The organism is Novosphingobium panipatense, from assembly GCF_900182875.1.
In the GTDB taxonomy this organism is placed as follows: domain Bacteria; phylum Pseudomonadota; class Alphaproteobacteria; order Sphingomonadales; family Sphingomonadaceae; genus Novosphingobium; species Novosphingobium panipatense.
In genome coordinates this window covers 105,777-125,674 of the sequence record NZ_FXUI01000005.1, presented here as the reverse complement: position 1 = coordinate 125,674, position 19,898 = coordinate 105,777, and the positions used below count along the sequence as shown (strand labels likewise).

The 19,898-nt window shown below is 65.6% G+C and carries 14 protein-coding genes; 11 read left to right on the top strand and 3 right to left on the bottom strand.

What is annotated here, in order from left to right:
• Positions 1-173: 173 nt before the first annotated feature.
• The 6 genes from QOL62_RS10035 to ald all read left to right on the top strand — a co-directional run bounded on the left by QOL62_RS10035 (position 174) and on the right by ald (position 9,178).
• Positions 174-1,088: an SDR family NAD(P)-dependent oxidoreductase gene (locus QOL62_RS10035; protein WP_283406127.1), complete on the top strand. Its 915-nt coding sequence runs from the start codon at positions 174-176 to the stop codon at positions 1,086-1,088.
• A 98-nt stretch (positions 1,089-1,186) separates the two neighbouring features.
• On the top strand, positions 1,187-3,031 hold the full coding sequence (locus QOL62_RS10030) for a flavin-containing monooxygenase (protein ID WP_283406126.1): 1,845 nt from the start codon (positions 1,187-1,189) through the stop codon (positions 3,029-3,031).
• A gap of 193 nt (positions 3,032-3,224) precedes the next feature.
• The gene (locus tag QOL62_RS10025) at positions 3,225-5,627 is read left to right on the top strand and encodes a DNA translocase FtsK (protein WP_283406125.1); all 2,403 of its coding nucleotides are present in this window, start codon (positions 3,225-3,227) and stop codon (positions 5,625-5,627) included.
• Positions 5,624-6,046: a hypothetical protein gene (locus tag QOL62_RS10020; RefSeq protein ID WP_283406124.1), complete on the top strand. Its 423-nt coding sequence runs from the start codon at positions 5,624-5,626 to the stop codon at positions 6,044-6,046. Before QOL62_RS10025 ends, QOL62_RS10020 begins: the two co-directional genes overlap by 4 nt.
• A gap of 143 nt (positions 6,047-6,189) precedes the next feature.
• The gene (locus QOL62_RS10015) at positions 6,190-7,965 is read left to right on the top strand and encodes a cation:proton antiporter domain-containing protein (protein ID WP_283406123.1); all 1,776 of its coding nucleotides are present in this window, start codon (positions 6,190-6,192) and stop codon (positions 7,963-7,965) included.
• Positions 7,966-8,065: 100 nt separating this feature from the next.
• Positions 8,066-9,178, top strand: a complete 1,113-nt coding sequence (ald, locus tag QOL62_RS10010; protein WP_283406122.1) for an alanine dehydrogenase — start codon at positions 8,066-8,068, stop codon at positions 9,176-9,178.
• 33 nt (positions 9,179-9,211) lie between these two features.
• Here ald and QOL62_RS10005 read toward each other — a convergent pair whose 3' ends face one another.
• Together QOL62_RS10005 and QOL62_RS10000 are read right to left on the bottom strand one after the other, a co-directional pair.
• Positions 9,212-9,601 carry an acyl-CoA thioesterase gene (locus QOL62_RS10005; protein ID WP_146049611.1) on the bottom strand — a complete coding sequence of 130 codons (390 nt, stop codon included), beginning with the start codon at positions 9,599-9,601 and terminating at the stop codon, positions 9,212-9,214.
• On the bottom strand, positions 9,598-11,667 hold the full coding sequence (locus QOL62_RS10000) for a S9 family peptidase (protein ID WP_379511600.1): 2,070 nt from the start codon (positions 11,665-11,667) through the stop codon (positions 9,598-9,600). The genes QOL62_RS10005 and QOL62_RS10000 overlap by 4 nt, the downstream gene beginning before the upstream one ends.
• Positions 11,668-11,850: 183 nt before the next feature.
• Here QOL62_RS10000 and QOL62_RS09995 point away from each other — a divergent pair, with 183 nt between their 5' ends.
• From QOL62_RS09995 to QOL62_RS09975, 5 genes are all read left to right on the top strand, one after another.
• Positions 11,851-13,671 carry an aminopeptidase P family protein gene (locus QOL62_RS09995; protein ID WP_283406120.1) on the top strand — a complete coding sequence of 607 codons (1,821 nt, stop codon included), beginning with the start codon at positions 11,851-11,853 and terminating at the stop codon, positions 13,669-13,671.
• A 1-nt stretch (position 13,672) separates the two neighbouring features.
• On the top strand, positions 13,673-14,071 hold the full coding sequence (locus QOL62_RS09990; protein ID WP_283406119.1) for a cupin domain-containing protein: 399 nt from the start codon (positions 13,673-13,675) through the stop codon (positions 14,069-14,071).
• A 235-nt stretch (positions 14,072-14,306) separates the two neighbouring features.
• Positions 14,307-14,966 (top strand): EF-hand domain-containing protein, encoded by a 660-nt coding sequence (locus QOL62_RS09985; protein WP_283406118.1) that lies wholly within the window; start codon positions 14,307-14,309, stop codon positions 14,964-14,966.
• Between the two features lie 32 nt (positions 14,967-14,998).
• Positions 14,999-15,748 carry a response regulator gene (locus QOL62_RS09980; RefSeq protein ID WP_283406117.1) on the top strand — a complete coding sequence of 250 codons (750 nt, stop codon included), beginning with the start codon at positions 14,999-15,001 and terminating at the stop codon, positions 15,746-15,748.
• Positions 15,748-17,196, top strand: a complete 1,449-nt coding sequence (locus tag QOL62_RS09975) for a sensor histidine kinase (protein ID WP_103728014.1) — start codon at positions 15,748-15,750, stop codon at positions 17,194-17,196. The genes QOL62_RS09980 and QOL62_RS09975 overlap by 1 nt, the downstream gene beginning before the upstream one ends.
• Positions 17,197-17,210: 14 nt before the next feature.
• Here QOL62_RS09975 and QOL62_RS09970 read toward each other — a convergent pair whose 3' ends face one another.
• Positions 17,211-19,865, bottom strand: coding sequence for a M1 family metallopeptidase (locus tag QOL62_RS09970; protein ID WP_283406116.1), 2,655 nt, complete (start codon positions 19,863-19,865; stop codon positions 17,211-17,213).
• Positions 19,866-19,898: the final 33 nt, after the last annotated feature.

The window sequence follows — 19,898 nt, the reverse complement described above, 5'->3', positions numbered from 1 at the left end:
AACAGCCCCTATGCCATCGCTCCGGCGACGTGCCCGCCGTTGCCAAGAAAGGTCGTGGGCGCATATTCGTGGCTGGACACAGCCAACACGCCATGGCCGAAAATCCCCACTCGCACGGAAAAACCGTCGCTTCAGGGGAGTGTCCATGCCTGCCCGAAGAAGGAACCCTGCCAATGTCCGATGGTGAACTGCGTTTCGACGGCCGGGTGGCCGTTATCACCGGAGCCGGACGCGGCCTTGGCCGTTCCTATGCTCTCCTGCTGGCCAAGCGCGGATGCAAGGTGGTGGTCAACGACCTGGGCGGCGCGATCCGTGGCGATGGACCGGATACAAGCGTTGCCCAGCAGGTCGTGGACGAAATCATCGCGGTCGGGGGCGAAGCGATCGCCAATGCCGATACGGTGGCGACACCCGAAGGCGGCCGCGCGATTGTTCAGGCCGCGATCGACACCTGGGGACGTATCGATGTGCTGATCCACAACGCGGGCAACGTGCGGTACGGCTCCATCCGCGATGTGTCCTACGAGGACTTCCGCGCCGTCGTGGATGTGCACCTGCTCGGCGCCTTCCATGTCGTCCAGGCGGCCTTCGGCCCGATGTGCGATGCGGGGTTCGGCCGAATCGTCCTGACCAGCTCAGTCGGCGGCCTCTACGGAAACGCCAACTGCGTGAATTACGGCATGTCCAAGGCCGGGATGGTCGGCCTCAACGCCATCGCTGCGCTGGAGGGTGAGCCGTTCAACGTGCGGTGCAACGTCATAGTGCCGGGCGCCGTCACCCGCATGGCCGAAGGGCTCGACATCTCGCAGTACCCCCCGATGGAGCCGGAACTCGTCGCTCCCGTCGTGGGATGGCTGGCGCACGAGAGTTGCTCGGTCACAGGCGAACTGATCGCGTCCATGGCGGGCCGGGTGGCACGCATGTTCGTTGCTGAAACCAGGGGTGTCTATCAGCCGAACTGGACGATTGAGGACGTGGCGAAAGCGTCACCGACCTTCCATGACGCTGCGGAAGTGCTCGACTTCGGGCTTCACGGGCATGTGGATCACATCACGTACAGCTTCGCCATGGCGCGTTCTGATAGCTAATAGGCAACATTGTTGACAACTATAGTGGTGAGATCCACAGACACTCACAACGCGGGCACCAAACAGGGCCGCCGCACCGCTACGAAAATGGAACCGACATGACCTGCCACAAGACTGACGTGCCCTCGCCGGAGGAACTCGACATCGCCGCTCTTAAGGCGAGATACCTTGCCGAGCGCGACAAGCGCCTGCGCCGCGAAGGTGGCGAGCAGTACGTGCGGCCGACCGGGGATTTCGCGGACAACTACGCGCACGATCCGTTCACGCCGGTAGCCGACCGCGCGCCGCTTTCCGAAGAGATCGACGTGGCGATCCTGGGCGCCGGCTTCTCGGGTATCCTGGCGGGCTATCACCTGCGCAAGCAAGGCGTCACCAGCGTGCGCAACATCGATCACGCTGGCGGCTTCGGCGGCGTCTGGTACTGGAACCGCTATCCCGGCGTGCAGTGCGACAACGACGCGTACTGCTACCTGCCCCTCCTCGAGGAAACGGGCTACATGCCCACAAAGAAGTTCTCCGACGGGTGGGAAATCCAGGCCTACTGCCAGAAAATGGCCGAGGATTTCGAACTGGCCGACAAGGCGCTGTTCCACACCCTCGTCGAAAGCATCGTCTGGGATGAACGGATCAAGCGCTGGCACCTGAGGACCAATCGGGGCGACGACATCCGCGCTCGGTTTGTGGTCATGGCCGGCGGCGTCATGAACATGCCCAAGCTCCCGGGCATCCCGGGCATCCATGACTTCAAGGGCAAGATGTTCCACACCAGCCGCTGGGAACACGAATACACCGGCGGTTCGTGGAACAACCCGGTCCTCGACAAGCTCAAGGACAAGAGGGTCGCGATAGTTGGAACCGGGGCAACCGCGGTTCAGGCGGTGCCTTTTCTCGGCAAGTACGCCAAACAGCTCTACGTGCTGCAGCGCACGCCCTCGAACATCGACGAGCGCCCCAATCCGCCTACGGATCCGGACTGGGCGGCTTCACTGAAGCCCGGTTGGCAGCAGGAGCGCATGGCCAACTTCCATCGCGGTGCGCAGCAGTTCTTCATCCCTGGCGAACCGGACCTCATCTGCGACATCTGGACCGAGATCAGCCGCAATCTCAATCTTGACCTGGAGGCGGAAGGATTCCCTGAACTCGGCATCGAAGACCTGATGGCGCGCCGCGAAGTCGTGGACTTTCAGGTCATGGAGCGCCTGCGCCGCCGGGTCGATTCCATTGTGGAGGACAAGGGAACGGCTGAAATCCTGAAACCCTGGTTCCGCTTCATGTGCAAGCGTCCGCTCTCGAACAACGATTACTATCCCACCTTCAACCGCGACAACGTAAAGGTGATCGACGTTTCCCCCACCCAGGGCGTGGAACGGATGACAGAGAAGGGCTTCGTGGCTGACGGCGTCGAGTACGAGGTCGACCTGATGATCTTCGCCTCGGGGTTCGAGGTCACTTCGGACCTGCGCCGCCGATGGGGCATCGACACAGTCGAGGGGCGCGATGGCCTGTCGATTTACGACCATTGGGCGAACGGGCCGAGCACGTTTCACGGCGTCACCACGAACAACTTTCCGGCCATGTTCTACATGGGCTACATCCAGGGCGCGACAAACTCGAGCACGACCGAGCAGTTTGGCCGACAGGCCGAGCACCTCGCCTTCATGATCGGCGAGACCGTTCGCCGCGGCGCCGATACCTTCTGCGCCACGGCCGAAGGTGTGGCGGGCTATGTCGCCCACTGCCGCGAGAACGAGGTCGACATGAGCGAGTTCCAACAGGGCTGCACGCCCAGCTACTTCAACAACGAAGGGGACAAGGAACTCAAGTGGGCCCTGTTCAAGGGCTATCTTCCCGGATGGGACGCCTGGCGCGACATGCTTGCCGACTGGCGCACGTCTCCGGATCTGCCCGGCGTCGCCTTCGAAACACGCGAAATGGTGAACTGAAGGCGATCACCTGACAGGGTGGGGCACGGTGGCGCGACGCCCGCCGCCCTGCTCCTTGTCCGGGCGGCGACCGCAACGGCAGCCGCCCCGCCGGCGAACGCGCGGCCTCCACAGCCGTGTTCCCCATCCATTCTTGACGGGGCGTTCCGGCCCGCCGCATAATCCGCCCTCGAAACCCCGAGGGAAATTCCACATGGCCACCCGCCCCATCGCGCCCGGTCGGCGTATTGCCAAACCGGACTGGCGAGCCGTCCTCAAGCGCTCGCTGCGCCGCGCCGGAGAGCTTTCCGGCGCGCTCGTGCTGTTCGCGGCGATGGTGTTCCTGGCCCTGGCCCTGATCAGCTATCACCAGACCGACGCGTCCGCCTCAACGGCAGCTGGCGGCGACGTGCAGAACTGGATGGGACGCACCGGCGCCTGGACGGCGGAGCGCGCCCTGTTCTTTTTTGGCCCCGTGTCTGCCCTGTTCGTGCCGCTGCTCTATGTGTTCGGCCGCAAGCTGTGGCTGCTTGTCGAAGAGGACGATGGCGAGATCGAGCACACGAACCAGCGCTGGTGGGTTCCCGTCAGCGTGCTCGCGGTGTCCATGCTGCTGATCGCGACCGTGCTGTCCTTGTGGTTCACCAAGCCGGGCGGCTCCCTGCCGGCATCGATGGGCGGGATTTCAGGCCTGCTCGGCGCGAAGGCAATCGGTGCCCTCGCCGGCCTCGCCCCCGAGGCCGCGCAGAACTGGATCAAGTTTGCGCTGGCCCTCATCTGCCTGGGCATCGGCGTGATGCTCGCAGGGCGGGTCTTCGCCCTCGACTGGGCGGGGCTGCTGACGCTTCCCGGCCGGATCGGCCGCGTTCCTCTCAACCTTCCGTCGACCGAGGACCTGCCGTTCAAATCCGGGCGCGAAAAGGAACCTTCAAAGCCGGAGCGCGCCGAGAAGGTCGAGAAGCCGGAAGCACCGCTGCGCATCGCGGAAATGGCCGCACCTGTCTCGGCGGCGGCACGCAAGGTGCCTGAAATCAGCGACCCCAAGGCCGCCCCGATCCCGGCGCAGTTCGGTTCGGAAAGCCGCCAGAAAGACATGTTCGACAAGTACGAGCTGCCCGGCCTCGACCTGCTTGCCGATCCGCCGCCGAACTCGCAGCCCAAGATCGACAAGCTCAGCCTGGAGCGCAACGCGCGGCTGCTGGAAACCGTCCTCGATGACTTCAACGTCAAGGGCGAAATCACGGCCGTCCGCACCGGCCCTGTCGTCACCATGTACGAACTGGAGCCGGCACCCGGCATCAAGGCCAGCCGCGTCATCGGCCTGGCGGACGACATCGCCCGCAACATGAGCGCGATCTCGGCCCGCGTGTCCTCGATTCCCGGCCGCACCGTAATGGGCATCGAACTGCCCAATGCCGATCGTCAGATGGTTTCCTTCAAGGAGATGGTCGCCTCCGAGGCCTTCGCGCATCACAAGGGCATGCTGCCGATCATCCTGGGCAAGGACATCGCCGGTGAGCCCGTGGTCGCCGACCTTGCGACCATGCCTCACCTCCTGGTCGCGGGTACGACGGGTTCGGGCAAGTCGGTCGGTCTCAATGCCATCCTGCTCTCGCTGCTCTACCGCCTGACGCCGGCGCAGTGCCGCCTGATCCTCGTCGATCCCAAAGTGCTGGAGCTCAAGAGCTACGACGACATCCCGCATCTTCTCTCGCCCGTGGTCACCGAGCCACCGAAGGCGATCCGGGCCCTCAAGTGGGCCGTCGAGGAGATGGAGCGCCGCTACCGTCAAATGAGCGAGATCTCGGTTCGCAATCTCGCCAGCTTCAACGAAAAGGTCCGCAGCGCCGCGGCCAAGGGCAAGCCCCTCGGCCGCAGGATCCAGATCGGCTTCGATCCCGAGACGGGCGAGGAACTCTACGAGGACCGCCAGCTCGACTACGAGGTCCTGCCGCAGATCGTCCTCATCGTCGACGAGCTGGCCGACCTCATGGTCACCGTGGGCAAGGAAATCGAGGTGCTCATCCAGCGGCTGTCGCAGAAAAGCCGTGCGGCCGGCATCCACCTCATTATGGCGACGCAGCGGCCCTCGGTCGACGTCATCACCGGCGTCATCAAGGCCAACCTCCCGACCCGCGTCTCTTTCGCGGTGACGAGCCGCATCGACAGCCGCACCATCCTTGGCGAACAAGGCGCCGAACAGCTTCTGGGCAAGGGCGACATGCTCTACAAGCCCAGTTCCGACCCTATCAAGCGCGTCCACGGCCCCTTCGTCTCCGACGAGGAAGTCGAGCACGTGGCGAACTACTGGCGATCGCAGGGCAAGCCCGACTACGTCGACGCCGTCACGAACGAGCCGGAAGAAGGCAGCTTCGGATTCGATGACCTTGACGCAACGGCCTCGGATGCGCCCGAAGAGCGCAAGTACCGTCAGGTGTGCCAGCTGGTGTTCGAAAACCAGAAGGTCTCGGTGTCGTGGCTGCAGCGCCAGATGGGCGTCGGCTACAATACGGCGGCGAAGTGGGTGGAGCGGATGGAGAACGACGGCTACGTCGGCCCCGCCAACCATGTCGGTCGCCGCGACATCTACCGCGATGAGAACGGCAACCCGCTTTGAAGGCGCTCGGCACGCTCGCGCTCGCCCTCATGCCCGTCACGGCGGTGGCGGCAACGTCCGCACTCAACGGCCCAGGGAATTGGATTCGCCTGTTCAACCGCGACATGGAGATTCTGATCGGCCGCACGATTCATATCGATGCGGCGAGCGTCAAGGCCGGCGGCCTGGGGCGCACGTTCCGGGAAATCGACGTGCTGGTGAAAGCCCGCGGCCGCCTGCCCCGGGGCACCACCCAGTACATGCTGCGCAGCGTCGATTGCGGCACGGGCCGGGTACGGCTGGAGCAGTGGCAACTTTTCGCACCCGATGGCTCATCCCTTGGAAATTCGAACACGCCCGGCGCTGCCCAGCGTGTCCGCTGGAACAAGGAGGACGGCATGGTGATCCGTTATGTCTGCCAGGGAATCCTGCCCCGCTGATACAGACTGCGGCGCCTGACTGCGCAGCTGGGGCAACGCCACGGCTGCAACGCTGCCGCCGGTCGCTGCTGTTGCCTGTTGGTGTCATCACCTTGTCCCTCTAGGAAGGGCACCTTGCTCCTGCTGAACTGAAAAAGGCTTCGATGGAAGAACACGCTCAAGCATTCCTCCTGCGGGACGGGTTCCTTCTCCTCGGAACGGCGCTCGGCTTTGTTCTGCTTTTCCGGCGCCTCGGCCTCGGCGCGACGCTGGGCTTCCTTGCCACGGGTGCCGTCCTCGGCCCCTACGTCCTGAACCTCGTCGGTGATCCCGAAAGCAAGATGGGCTTCGCGGAACTGGGGATCACCTTGCTTCTGTTCATCGTCGGCCTTGAACTCGCGCCGGGGCGGCTCTGGCGGATGCGTCATGAAATCTTCGGGCTCGGCCTGCTCCAGGTCGTGCTTTGCGGACTGGCGATCAGCGGCGTCATCTATGTCTTCACGGGTTTCAGCCCCGAAGCGTCACTGGCGCTGGGCCTGCCGCTCGGCCTTTCGTCGACCGCACAGGTCCTCCCCATGCTTCAGAGCGCAGGGCGCCTTCACACGTCTTTCGGTGAACGGTCCTTCGCCGTCCTGCTGTTCCAGGACCTGTCGATCATCCCCCTGATCACGATTATCGCCGCCATGAACCGCAACCCCGCCCTACCGGAGGGTCCGCCGGGATGGCTGCTGGGGCTGGAGACCATAGCCGCGATCATCGGCCTGATCCTTGCCGGCCGCTTCGTCATCCGCCCGGTGTTCCGCCTGATCGGCAACCTGGGCGAGCGCGAGATGTTCGTCTTCGCTGCCCTGTTCACCGTGATGGCTTCGGGCGCGCTGATGCAGGCGCTCGGCCTCTCGACGGCACTGGGCGCCTTCATCGCCGGGGTCATGCTGGCGGATTCGCCCTACCGCCATGAACTCGAAGCGGACGTCGAACCGTTCCGCGCGATCCTGCTGGGCCTCTTCTTCATGTCGGTGGGCATGCTGCTTGACCTGTCAGCCATCGCCGAGCGCCCGCTTTTCGTGGTCGCCATGGCTCTGGCTCTGATCGCTGTCAAAAGCGGCATCATCTTTCTCCTGGGACTCGCCTTCCGCATGGAGTGGCGCAGCGCGCTGGCTCTTGGACTCCTGCTCAGCCAGGGTGGTGAGTTTGCCTTCGTGCTGTTCGCACAGGCCAGCACGGCCATGCTGATCAGCGCCGAGGCGACCAGCCTGTTCAGTGCGATCGTCACGCTTTCCATGGTGACGACACCCTTCCTGATGATGGCGACGCGCGGCATCCGGGAGCGGCCGGAGGGCAGGAAAGAAGTGCGCGACGGCCCGGACGCGGACGGCGCCAAGGCGATCATCGTGGGCTACGGCCGCTTCGGGCAGACCGTGGCCCAGATGCTGATCGCCGCGGACATCGAGGTGACGCTCATCGATACGGACATCGAAATGATCGACGTCGCCCGCAGTTTCGGTGCGCAGGTATGGTTCGGTGACGGTACCCGCGTCGATCTTCTGCGTCAGGCCGGCGCGGCAGACGCGGAACTGATCGTCTTCTGCATCGATGGCGACCAACTGACCGAGGCCTTTCTCCAGGCTGTGCATCAGGCGTTTCCGGATGCGCAGATCCATGCCCGCGTATTTGATCGCCGCGCACTCGTCCGCCTCAAGGATGCGCCGCTCGCCTCCCTCTCGCGCGAGGTTCTGGAATCGGCCGTCGTCCTTGCGCGCCGGGCGCTGAAGGGCCTCGATATGGGATTGGCCGATATCGACCGTGCGGAGAAGATCTATCGCAAGAGCGACAAGGAACGCCTGACCCTGCAGTACGAGACGGGCGACATCGAGGCGGCGCGTGAACACATCATCACGCAGCCCCGCCGGCGCTCACGCCGGAAAAAGGAGGAGGATTGAGGATGAAAGATGCAGCCCTGCGCACAGTCCTTACAATCAGTTGAAACTTTCCGCGCTTGGTGTCTATTTTAGACGATCAGATTAGGCCAGGAGAGATGCGATGCGCGTCGGCACCGTCAAGGAAATCAAGAACCACGAGTATCGGGTCGGACTGACGCCCGAAAGCGCCCGCGAGCTTGTCGCAAACGGCCACGAAGTCTGGGTCGAGGCTGGCGCCGGCCTTGGCATCGGTGCCACCGACGCTGACTACGCCGACGCCGGAGCGAAGATCGTCGCCACGGCAGCCGAAATCTTCGCCGAGTGCGAGATGGTGGTGAAGGTCAAGGAGCCGCAGGCCGGCGAACGCGCCATGCTGCGCGAAGGCCAGATCCTCTACACCTATCTCCACCTCGCTCCCGATCCGGAGCAGACGGCCGATCTCGTGGCCTCCGGCGTCACCGCCATTGCCTACGAGACGGTCACCGGTACGGGCGGTTCGCTCCCCCTGCTCAAGCCGATGAGCCAGGTGGCGGGTCGCATGTCGATCCAGGCGGGCGCGACGGCCCTTGAAAAAGCCAACGGCGGCCGCGGCGTCCTGCTGGGCGGCGTCCCGGGCGTGCTTCCCGCGCGCGTAATGGTCCTTGGCGGCGGCGTCGTGGGGTTCAACGCGGCGCAGATGGCCGTAGGTCTCGGTGCCGACGTGACGATCCTCGATCGCAGCCCCGAGGTTCTGGAGCGCCTTGGCATCCACTTCGAAAGCCGCGCCAAGACGCGCTTCGCGAACAGCAGCAACATTCGCCAGATGCTGTGCGAGGCAGAGCTGGTGATCGGCGCCGTGCTGGTGCCCGGCGCGGCGGCGCCCAAGCTCGTCACGCGCGAGATGCTGTCCTGCATGAAGCCGGGCGCGGTCCTGGTGGACGTCGCCATCGACCAGGGCGGCTGCTTCGAGACCAGTCGCGCCACCACGCACGAGAACCCGACCTACACCGTCGACGGCATCGTCCACTACTGCGTGGCCAACATGCCCGGCGCCGTCGCCCGGACCAGCACTTACGCTCTCAACAACGTGACGCTGCCGCACGCGCTGGAGATCGCGAACAAGGGCTGGAAGGCTGCCCTGAAGGCTGACCCGCACCTGGCCAACGGCCTCAACGTCCATGCCGGAAAGGTGACGTATGAAGCCGTCGCCCGCGAACTCGGCTACGATCATGTGCCGGTGAGCGCCGTTATCTGAGCTCCGCTTCCCGCCTGAGCCGGGCTCTCCGGCTCAGGCGATGAAGGGTGCCGCCACTTCGGCAGGCACCCGCATCAGGCGGCCGGTGGCGATGTCGATCATCGCCCAGGTCGTGCGTGCGGCAACGATTACCTTGCCGTCAGCGTTGCGGAAATCGACACGACGGTCGAACCGCGCGCCGCTCGGGCCTTCGGGGATGAAGGTCTCGCCCGTCACGCTCTCCCCCTCGCGGATGTTCCCGCGATAGTCGATCTCGTGGCGGGTCACGACCCAGGCATACTTCGCCTGATGCTCCGGCGAAGCGACGGCCTCCCAATGCGCGGTGGCCATCGCTTCCATCCATTGCACCCAGACGGCGTTGTTGACGTGCCCCATGACATCGATGTCCTGCGGCTGCGCCGTAAAGGTGAGCCGGAAGGTCAATCCTCCACACCCAGCTGCCAGAGAATGAAGGCGAACTCCTCCGCCGTTTCCTTCAGGCTCTCGAACCGGCCCGACTTGCCGCCGTGCCCCGCGCCCATGTTGGTCTTGAGGATCAGCTCGTTGCCGTCCGTCTTCAGCTCACGCAGCTTCGCGACCCATTTCGCCGGCTCCCAGTACGTCACGCGCGGATCGTTCAGGCCCGCCGTGACCATGAGCGGCGGATAGGCCTGCGCCTTCACCTGATCATAGGGGCTGTAGCTCCGGATGAGTTCGAACGCGGCCTTGTCCTTGATCGGATTGCCCCATTCAGGCCATTCGCCCGGCGTGAGGGGCAAGCTGTCATCCAGCATCGTGTTGAGCACGTCGACGAAGGGCACGTGCGCCACCACAGCGCCGAACAGGTCGGGATCCGAGTTGATGACCGCGCCCATCAGTTCGCCGCCCGCCGATCCTCCGGAAATGCTGATCCTGCCCGGAGCCGTGAATCCGCGATCGATCAGCCCCCGAGCCACGTCGACGAAGTCATTGAAGGTGTTGGTCCGGCGCTCGAGCTTGCCCGCCTTGTACCAGGCGCGCCCGAGATCGTCGCCGCCGCGGATATGCGCAATGGCGTAGGCGAAGCCCCGATCGACGAGGCTGAGGCGCGAGGTCGAGAAGCCCGGATCGATGCTGATGCCATAGGCGCCATACCCATAGAGGTGGAGCGGCCCCGCGCCCGTCCGGTCCTTGCGGTAAACGACCGAGACCGGAATCGCAGTGCCGTCGCGCGCGGTGATCTCCAGTCTTTCCGTAGCATAGAGCGAGGCATCGTAGCCCGAGGGAATTTCCTGAACCTTCAGGGTTGTCAGGCTGCGCGTCGCCACGTCGTAATCGAGCACCGAAGAGGGCGCGACCATCGATTCGTACGACAGGCGCAGCGTCGTCATGTGCCACTCGGGGTTGTTGGAAAGCCCCGCCGAGTAGCTGGCCTCCGGAAACGTGATCGGCTCCACGCGCGCGGGATCGTCGTAGTAGCCCACCTCGATCTGGTCGAGCCCGGCACGGCGGCCCTCGATCACGTAAAAGTCGCGGAACAGATCGACGCCGGTGAGATAGAAGGCGTCGGTGCCCTCGATAAGCGTAGTCCACTCCCCCGGGCTCTCCAGCGGCGCGGTGGCCAGGCGGAAGTTCTCGTGCGTGTCGTTGGTGTGGATGTAGAGCACGCCCTCGCGCTCATCCACATCGTACTCCACGCCCTTGGCGCGGGGCTTCACCAGGATCTGCTCGCCCAGCGGGTCGTCCGCCGGGACCATGCGGCACTCGCTGGTTTCATGGTCGCTGGAGCCGATCAGCAGCCACTTTTCGTTCGAGGAAAGCGACGAGCCGACGCGGAAGCCCTCGTCGTCCTCGTGGTAAAGCTCGACATCCTTCTCGATCGGCTCACCCAGCCAGTGCAGGCGCGCGTTATCCGTGCGCCACTGCTCGTTGGCGAGCGAGTAGACCAGGCCCCTGTCCTGCGCGACCCAGACCAGCGCGGACAGTGTTCCCGGGATCTCGTCGGGCAGCAGTTCGCCGGTCTCCAGGTTCTTGATGCGCGCGGTGAAGCGTTCCGACCCGTTGTCGTCGTAGGCATAGGCCAGCAGCTTGCCGTTGGCGCTGGTCGAGATGGCCCCGAGGCGGAAGTATTCCTTGCCCCGCGCAAGCGCCACTTCGTCGAGGATCAGTTCATCCGGGCCACCCGCAACCGGGCGACGCCACCACTTCTTGTATTCGGCGCCGTCCTCGAACTCGATCCAGTAGAGCCAGTCACCGTCCTTCTGGGGAACCGAGTTGTCGGCTTCCTTGATGCGCGCGCGCATCTCCTTGAACAAGGCGTCGATCCGGCCCTTGTGCTGGTCCATGCGGGATTCGAACCAGCGGTTCTCGGCCTCGAGGTGTTCCAGCACCTCCTTGTCCTTCACCTCGGGATAGCCCGGATCGCGCAGCCAGGCGTAGTCGTCGCTGACTGTGATGCCGTGGCGGGTGAAGGAATGCGGCTTCTTCGCCGCGCGCGGAGGACCGATCAGGGTCTGGATGAGGTCTGCCATGCCAACCATCTAGAGTCTGTCGCGGCCGAGTTGAAGGCGTGCGAAAAAAATCCTGCCTCCGGGCGAGCCCCTGCGCCGCCACTGGCCCCACCCCTGATGACGGGCGGAGAACCCCTCGCTTTCCCTTCGGTGCGACTGGGCCTATGCTGCAACGATTGCCCCGAAAGCCGGATACCTGATGACATGTTGATGAATACCCATGAAGCCCGTCTGGATGCCCTGCGCAAGGAACTTGCCGCGCGCGGCCTCGATGGATTCGTGATCCCCATCTCCGATGAGCACATGAGCGAATACGTCGGTCACTATGCCCAGCGGCTTGAATGGCTGACCGGCTTCAACGGCTCGGCCGGCACGGCCGTCGTGCTGACGGACTCGACGCTGTCTCCTGCCGCGGCCATGCTCGTCGACGGACGCTATACCCTGCAAGTCCGCGACCAGGTGGACGGGACCCGTTACGCATACGCGAACGTGCCGGCCACGAGCGTCGCCGCCTGGCTCGCCGAGCATGCGCCGGAGGGTGCCCGCATCGGGTACGATGCCTGGCTGCACGGCTCCAAGTGGGTGCAGGCCGTGGAACAGGCGCTGGCTTCCAGGGGCGGCGCGCTCCTTGCCGTAGAGGGCAATCCGATCGACGCCGTCTGGCACGACCAGCCCTCGCCTTCGGCAGCCCCGGCGATGGTTCACCCCGATGCCTTCACGGGCGAGAGCAGCCAGACCAAACGCGCGGCGGTTTCCGCGTGGCTCACCTCTCGCGGGCTTGAGGCCACAGTCATCACTGCCCTCGATTCGATTGCCTGGCTGCTCAACATTCGCGGCACCGATGTGGAGCGCACCCCGGTCGCGCTGTCGTACGTGATCGCGCGGGCGGATGGCACCGCCGACCTGTTCATCGCGGGCGAGAAGGTCACCGATGAACTGCGCCGCCACCTCGGAAACGCAGTGACCATCCGCGAACGCGCCGCCTTCGTCGACGGTCTGCGCGAACTCGCCGGGAAGCGTGTGGCCGTGGATCCGGAACGTGCCGTGGACGCCATCTTCAAGGAACTGGCTCGGGCCGGTGCCTCGATCGTCGAGGAACGCGACCCTACCGTGCTCCCCAAGGCGGTGAAGAACCCGGTCGAGCAGGCCGGTCATCGCGCGGCCCAGTCGCGGGACGGCGCCGCTGTCTCACGCTTCCTTCACTGGCTTTCGGTGGAAGCGCCGAACGGCACCGTCACGGAAATGTCCGCCGCTGACAAGCTGCAGGCGTGCCGCCAGGAAGCGGGTGACCTGCGCGACCTCTCGTTCGACACGATCTCGGGCGCAGGCCCGAACGGTGCCGTCGTCCACTACCGCGTGTCTGACGAGACGAACCGGACGCTGGAGCCGAACTCGGTATACCTCGTCGATTCGGGCGGCCAGTATCCCGATGGCACGACCGATATCACGCGCACCGTCTGGGTCGGCCCCGGCGAACCGCCGGCCGAAGTGAAGGACCGCTTCACGCGCGTGCTGAAAGGGCACATCGCGCTTGCCACCGCCGTGTTCCCGGCCGGCACAATAGGCAGCCAGCTCGACATCCTCGCCCGTGCCGCCTTGTGGCAGGCCGGCCTCGATTACGCGCACGGCACCGGGCACGGCGTCGGCAGCTTCCTTTCGGTCCACGAAGGCCCGCAGCGCATCGGCAAGCCCGCAGGCGGACAGGCGGGCACGGACCAGCCGCTGCTGCCTGGCATGTTCCTCTCGAACGAGCCCGGCTACTACAAGACCGGGGAGTACGGCATCCGCATCGAGAACCTCGTCCTCGTCGAGGAACGGGTGATCGAGGGAGCTGAGGGCGCCTACTACGGCTTCGAGACCCTAACCCACGTCCCGATCGAGCGCCGCCTGCTCGACACCACGCTGCTGACGCGCGCCGAAGTGGCATGGTGGAACGCCTACCACGCCCGCGTGCTGGAGATCGTCGGCCCGCAGCTCGACGGCGCGGCCAGGGCCTGGCTTGAGGCGCAGTGCGCACCGGTGTGACATGACGGGCGAGCGCGACCTTCGTACTTGCCCGGTCCACCTGGGCCTCGGCGGCCGGGTCGAGGCCCAGCCGCCCTTCGTGGCCGCGGACTGGTACGAGGCCTATGCGAAGCGCACCGCCGCCGACGGTGGCGAGGGACGTCTCGTCAGCCTCTTCGACTTCTCGTCCGACTGGGATACCTGGGAGATGCACCCGCACGGCGATGAACTCATCGTGTGCATCTCGGGCGAGATGACGGTCATACAGGAGCGTCCCGACGGCGCCATCCACGCCGAAACACTGGGCGCGGGACAGTACCTCATCAATCCTGCCGGTGTCTGGCACACCGCGAACATACTTGGCCGGGCCAGCGCCCTTTTCGTCACCGCTGGCCAGGGCACCCGGCAGCTGCCACGGTGACGCAGCTTCGCCCTTTCTCCGCCCGCTGAAATCTGCCTTTTGCAACGGCTTGCGCTGCTTACGTCGGGATGAATGACCGGCGCCAACTGTGACAATTGACGACAATAAACGTGTCTCCCGGCACAACTGCGCGACAAGGTGCGTTTAGAAAGACCACAAGAGAGCCGCAGGACAGTTCTTCCCTCCTCCTTAGGTCCTGCGTCTCTCGCCCTTTTTTGATTACGGGAAAAGACAGATGACCAGGATGAAGACTTTGATGCTCGGCCTTTCGGCTGCGGCTCTGACCATCGGCGGCGTCGCTGGCGCCCAGGCACAAACCCCTGCGGAGAAGCCGCGCATGGAGCGACCTACCATGGACGCCAACGGTGACGGCGTCACCTCCCGCGCTGAGGCACAGGCCGCTGCGGCGCAGATGTTCGCGAAGTTCGACGCTAACAAGGACGGCAAGCTGGACAAGGCGGACCGTGAACTTGCCCGCCAGCAGGGCCGCGAACGGGCGTTCGATCGCCTCGATACCAACGATGACGGCTCGATCTCGCAGACCGAATTCACCGCCGAGCGCTCGCGTGATCGTGGCGACCGGCCAGCGTCCGGCATGACCCGCCCCACGTCGCAAAACGAGGCGGGCCAGGCCCCGCACCATGGCGGCAAGCACAAGCGCGGCCATCATGGTTCCGGCGGGATGCGCGGCGGCATGACGATGATGCAGCAGGCCGACACCAACAAGGACGGCGCCCTGTCACAGGCGGAATTCACCGCCGCCGCCCTGCAGCGCTTCGATGCCCAGGACGCAAATCGCGACGGCAATGTCACCAAGGAAGAGCGTCAGGCACACCGCGAGAAGATGCGGGCCGAATGGCAGGCGAAGAGGGCTGACAAGAAGGCGGTCAACTGACAGGAAGGCGCGGCGAGTACAGGATAGCTTCAATGAACGACACCGCGCCCTCCCCCGCAGCGGCCAGGCTGCTGCTGGTCGATGACGAATCTTCACTTCGTGAACCCTTGGCCGACTATCTGGTCCGCCAGGGGTTCGCGGTCGTCCAGGCATCCAGTGCTGCCGAAGCGCGCACCCGCCTTCGCGATGCGCAGGACGGGTTCGATCTGGTCCTCCTCGACATCATGATGCCCGGGGAGGACGGCCTGTCGTTCTGCCGCCACCTGGTAGAGGCGCAGGAGATCCCGGTGATCTTCCTGACCGCGCGCGGCGAAGCCACCGACCGTATCGTCGGCCTCGAAATCGGGGCCGACGATTACGTCGTGAAGCCCTTCGAGCCGCGTGAACTGGTAGCCCGCATCCGCAGTGTGCTGCGGCGGGCCGCGCGGAGCGCCACCCCGCCCGTCGAGAACGAGGCGTTCGAGTTCGAGGAATGGCGCCTCGACCCGCTGAAGCGGCGCCTGATCGATCCCGAAGGCGCGGTAGTGGCTATCTCCTCCGTCGAATTCCGGCTCCTCATGGCCTTTCTCGAACATCCCCGACAGGTTCTGAACCGCGATCGGCTGCTCGACATGGTACAGGGACGCGAGGCCCATTTGTTCGACCGCGCCGTGGATAACCAGGTCAGCCGCCTTCGGCGCAAGATCGAGGTCGACAGCCGCAATCCGCAGATCATCCAGACGGTGTGGGGCGGAGGCTACATGCTCGCGGCAGACGTTCGCCGCGTCGCTCTCGAAGACTGATGCGGCTTCCAGGCGTGTCGTCGCTGCAGCCGCGCAGCCTGATGGGGCAGATGTTGCTGGCGGTCGCCGCCGCTCTTCTGCTCGTGCAGGGCCTGGGCGCGCTGCTCGTCTATCGCGCGCAGCGGGAGGGCTATCAGTCCGGGATGACGAACTCCGTCGCCTTCCGGCTGATCGCCGAGACGCGCGGCCGAGGAGCGCTTGGCCGGATGCTTCGCGAAGGAGGCGACCGCGACCGTACGCCTTTCGCCGGCCCACCGCTCAGGGGATTTCCGCTGGAGTTCAGCGCCCACTCCCCCTTGCGCCCAGGCGAGACGCAGGATGCGGACATCGCCAAGCGGCTTGAGCGCATCTTTGCCGAACAGGACTTTCCCGCATCCCAGATCGTTGCGGCCCACCGCGTGGTCGGACGGGACGCTTTTTCCCGCGCCCATATCGAGATGCGTGCGCAGAACGGCCGCATCTCTCCGTCCGAGGCGGACGAGATCATGGCGGGGCACCTTCTTGTCGTCGGAGTCAAGCAGCCCGGCAAGGCCAACTGGATGATCGCCCGCGTCCGCAGCCCTGAAGCTTTTGGAGGGATGATCCGCACGCTGGTGATCCAGACCCTGATCATCTACCTGGTCCTGGTTGGCGCGGTCGCCCTGATCCTGCGGCGGATGACGCGCCCGCTTGCGGCGCTCACCCGCCGGGTGGAGCAATTCGCCGTAGCGCCCGGTTCCGCCGGGCAGCTGGCGCCGGCCGGCCCCGAAGACATGCAACGCCTCATCGTCGCACACAACGCCATGGAAGCGCGGATCGTCGCGATGCTTGACGAGAAGGACGTGATGCTCGGCGCCATCGGCCATGATCTGAAGACACCGCTGGCAGCCCTGCGCGTGCGCATCGAATCGGTGGAGGACGACGCAGAGCGCGGGCGGATGGCGCACACGATCGAGGACATCGTACGCACGCTGGACGACATCCTCTCGCTCGCCCGGGTCGGACGCCCGAGCGATCCGCGCGAACGCACGGAACTCTCCGCCCTCGTCGCTTCCGTGGTGGAGGAGTACGAGGACATGGGTGAGCCGGTGGAACTGGCCGACACCCAGCGGATCGTGCTGGAGTTGCGGCCCACCTGGCTGCGTCGTGCGCTGCGCAACCTCATCGACAATGCCATCCGCTATGGAAGCCAGGCGCGCGTGCAGCTTGAGCGGCACGGCGAGCGCGCGGTGATCCGCATCGACGATGACGGGCCCGGCATCCCAGACGACGAGATCGACGCGATGACGAACCCGTTCACACGCGGCGATCCCTCCCGCAACAAGGCCACCGGCGGGGCCGGGCTGGGCCTCGCCCTCGCACGTGCCATCGCGGACCAGCACGGCGGTGCGCTGGTGCTGGCCAACCGCCTCTCGCCCGCCGGAGAGGTCGAGGGGCTGACGGTAAGGCTGGAACTTCCGCTGGCCTGAAGCGCCTCCTTGGTTTAGCGCAGGGCGGCGAACTCCTCGTCGATGCGGCTGCCCATCATGTCGTCCAGAAGGCCGCAGTTGCGAACGCGCTCCACTGCGCGCTCCAGTTCCAGTACGCCGGGCGTCCCCGCGAAGGCCGGGCCGAAGTCCCGGGCGATCCTTTCGGCCCACGGGACCGAGCAGAACCGCCCCAGCATCTGGGGAAGACGGGTCGAAAACGCTTGCGCATCCGCCGCGTCCAACAGCGGCTTCACATTCCGCAAAGCCCAGTCGTACCCATATTCGCGACTGGCGCTGCGGGCCATGACGCCATCCAGGATGTCGCGCCGTTCGCCTTCGCGCAGGCGCGGATCCTTCAGCTCCAGCAGCCAGGCCGCCATTTTCGGGAAGCCTGTCCTCGCCACCGCCGCCAGTGCAGCGGGACGGAACACCGGGTCTTCCGAGGCAAGCGCCTGATCGAGCAGCTTTCTCACCGCCTCAGCGTCCCGTTCGTAGAGGTAGAGGTCGAAAGCGTGATCGAACCAGGTCGGATCCAGCGCGGCGCGGTCTCCCGCCAGGTAAGCCACCGCCGCGTCTTCGAGCAAACGGCGCAAGGCGCGTCCCCCGCGTGCGCCGACAAGCGCGTTGACCACCTGCACCCGCCGCTGCGCTCGTGAGGCTGGCTCGCGCGCGTAGACGCCGAAGCGCGGATCGAAGCCATACTCCTTCAGGAAAGGGCCATAGAGCCGGTCCCGCAGTTGACGGAACCCCCGCCGCCCCTGCGCACCCACGATGTTCTCCCGCACCAGACGCGACATCGCCTTGTCGGGAGCATCCGCTGCATGAGGGTCGTCATGGCGGATAAGCTTTCGCTGCAATGCCGCCATTTCGTTGATGGTGCCCCGGCCTGCACGGATCGATGCATAGAGCGAATCCACCAGCGCCAGCGCTTCGCCTCCGGGCAGGCCATCAGCCGTCGCAATGAGGCTCTTCCAGTGCCCTGCGGTAAGTTCGAAACGGTAGTAGCCCGTCCCCCCGGCGTTCGGGAACACCTCGCCCTCTCCCGGAAGCTCGAAGGTTTGCGTACGCTGGTCCAGGATGAAACACCGGCGCACGGCACCGCGCCGGAGGCACAGCGGTATCGTCCAGAGCGTCTCCGGCGGCGCCACACCTGCAGTGGTATAGGGCAGCTGCGTCACCGTCACGCGCTGCCGGTCCCGCCGCAGGGCGAGCAGAGGCACCCCCTTCTGTTCGACGAAGCTGCGCAGGGCGGGAACGAGCTTCGGGTTGCCTGCCACTTGGGCGAGAGCGAAGAAGAAATCCTCGCTCGTCGCAGTTCCGCCGCGATGCGCCGCGAGGTAATGGCGCACGCCTTCACGGAACCTGTCCTCTCCCAGCCACGCGGCCACCATGCCCACGACGTGCCCGCCCTTGCCGTACGTCATGGCGTCGAAAGCCGTCTTGATGCGGCGGCTGTCGTCGATCGGCTGGCGAACCGGCCTGCCCGCGATCAGCGAATCGGTCTCCATCGCCTCATACCCCGCCGCGAGCGCGTCTCCCGCGATCCCCAGATCCGGCCGCCAGGCGTCCGCGATGCGGTAGCCGATCCAGTTGGCGAAGCTTTCATTCAGCCAGAGGTCGTCCCACCACTCGGGAGTGACGAGGTTCCCGAACCACTGGTGTCCCAGTTCATGCGCCACGACGCGGCCGAATGCGCGCTGCTGCGCGACCGGCGCTTCGTTGTCGAGCACCAGAAGATCGTCCCGGTAAAGCGCCGCCCCCGCGTTCTCCATGGCGCCGGAGTGAATTGGCGTCGTCACCTGGTCCATCTTCGCGAAGGGAAAGGCTTCGCCGAAGTAGTCCTCCAGCAGCGCCGTGATCGCCCTTGAGCCCTCCAGCGCGAAGGACAGGCGGTTCCGGTTCGGTGCGGTGGAAACGATCCGCAGCGGAAGGGCATCCGGGTGCCGCGCCCGCGGCGGCACCTCACCGCTGGCGGAGACGAAAGGTCCTGCCATCACGGCCACGAGGTACGTGGGCAGCGGCACTGTCGGCGCAAAGCGATGGACGAGCAGCCCGCCCTCGCGTGTCGGCTCTCCCTGCTCAGGCGCATTCCCGATTGCGGTGATGCCGTCGGGCGTACGGAGGGTGAGCGTGAAGGGCGTCTTGAACCCCGGCTGGTCGAAGCCGGGAAAGGCCGCACGCGCATCGACAGCCTGGAACTGGCTCCACGCATACCATGCCCCGTCCACCTGCACGCGGAACAGGCCCGCCGGTTCGTCCGCGAAGGGCGCGTCGTAATCGAAGACCAGCGTCACCGCGCCCGGCCCAAGAGCCCGGGCGAACTCAGCCCTGGCAAGGCCCACCGGATCAAGCTGCACCCAGCGGCCGTCCACCGCTTCCCCCGTGCTGTGGGCCGTCAGGCGGCTGACCCGAAGTCCCCGCCCGTGGAGATAGAGGGAAGCCGTTTCGCGGGCTAGGACGAGGTCGATCTCGACATGGCCGGAGAAGCGCGGGCGCGACGGATCAACCGTAAGGTCAAGCCGATAAGCAGTGGGCACGGCGGCATCATCCAGCCGCCCCAGCGGAAGGGTATCGGCCCGCGTGTGGGACGCCGCGCCGAACAGGGCCAGAACGGCTGCAAACAGCGCCGCGAAAGGCGCCCATCCACGTCGGCCTGCCTTTCCCCTCACCCGCGCATCCAGCCCCCGCTGCAATGAGTTGAC

Bases quoted from the DNA above. Each gene is read 5' to 3' on its own strand.
- QOL62_RS10035 (WP_283406127.1), top strand. From the start codon at position 174: ATGTCCGATGGTGAACTGCGTTTCGACGGCCGGGTGGCCGTTATCACC.
- QOL62_RS10030 (WP_283406126.1), top strand. From the start codon at position 1,187: ATGACCTGCCACAAGACTGACGTGCCCTCGCCGGAGGAACTCGACATC.
- QOL62_RS10025 (WP_283406125.1), top strand. From the start codon at position 3,225: ATGGCCACCCGCCCCATCGCGCCCGGTCGGCGTATTGCCAAACCGGAC.
- QOL62_RS10015 (WP_283406123.1), top strand. From the start codon at position 6,190: ATGGAAGAACACGCTCAAGCATTCCTCCTGCGGGACGGGTTCCTTCTC.
- ald (WP_283406122.1), top strand. From the start codon at position 8,066: ATGCGCGTCGGCACCGTCAAGGAAATCAAGAACCACGAGTATCGGGTC.
- QOL62_RS10000 (WP_379511600.1), bottom strand. From the start codon at position 11,667: ATGGCAGACCTCATCCAGACCCTGATCGGTCCTCCGCGCGCGGCGAAG.
- QOL62_RS09995 (WP_283406120.1), top strand. From the start codon at position 11,851: ATGTTGATGAATACCCATGAAGCCCGTCTGGATGCCCTGCGCAAGGAA.
- QOL62_RS09990 (WP_283406119.1), top strand. From the start codon at position 13,673: ATGACGGGCGAGCGCGACCTTCGTACTTGCCCGGTCCACCTGGGCCTC.
- QOL62_RS09985 (WP_283406118.1), top strand. From the start codon at position 14,307: ATGACCAGGATGAAGACTTTGATGCTCGGCCTTTCGGCTGCGGCTCTG.
- QOL62_RS09980 (WP_283406117.1), top strand. From the start codon at position 14,999: ATGAACGACACCGCGCCCTCCCCCGCAGCGGCCAGGCTGCTGCTGGTC.
- QOL62_RS09975 (WP_103728014.1), top strand. From the start codon at position 15,748: ATGCGGCTTCCAGGCGTGTCGTCGCTGCAGCCGCGCAGCCTGATGGGG.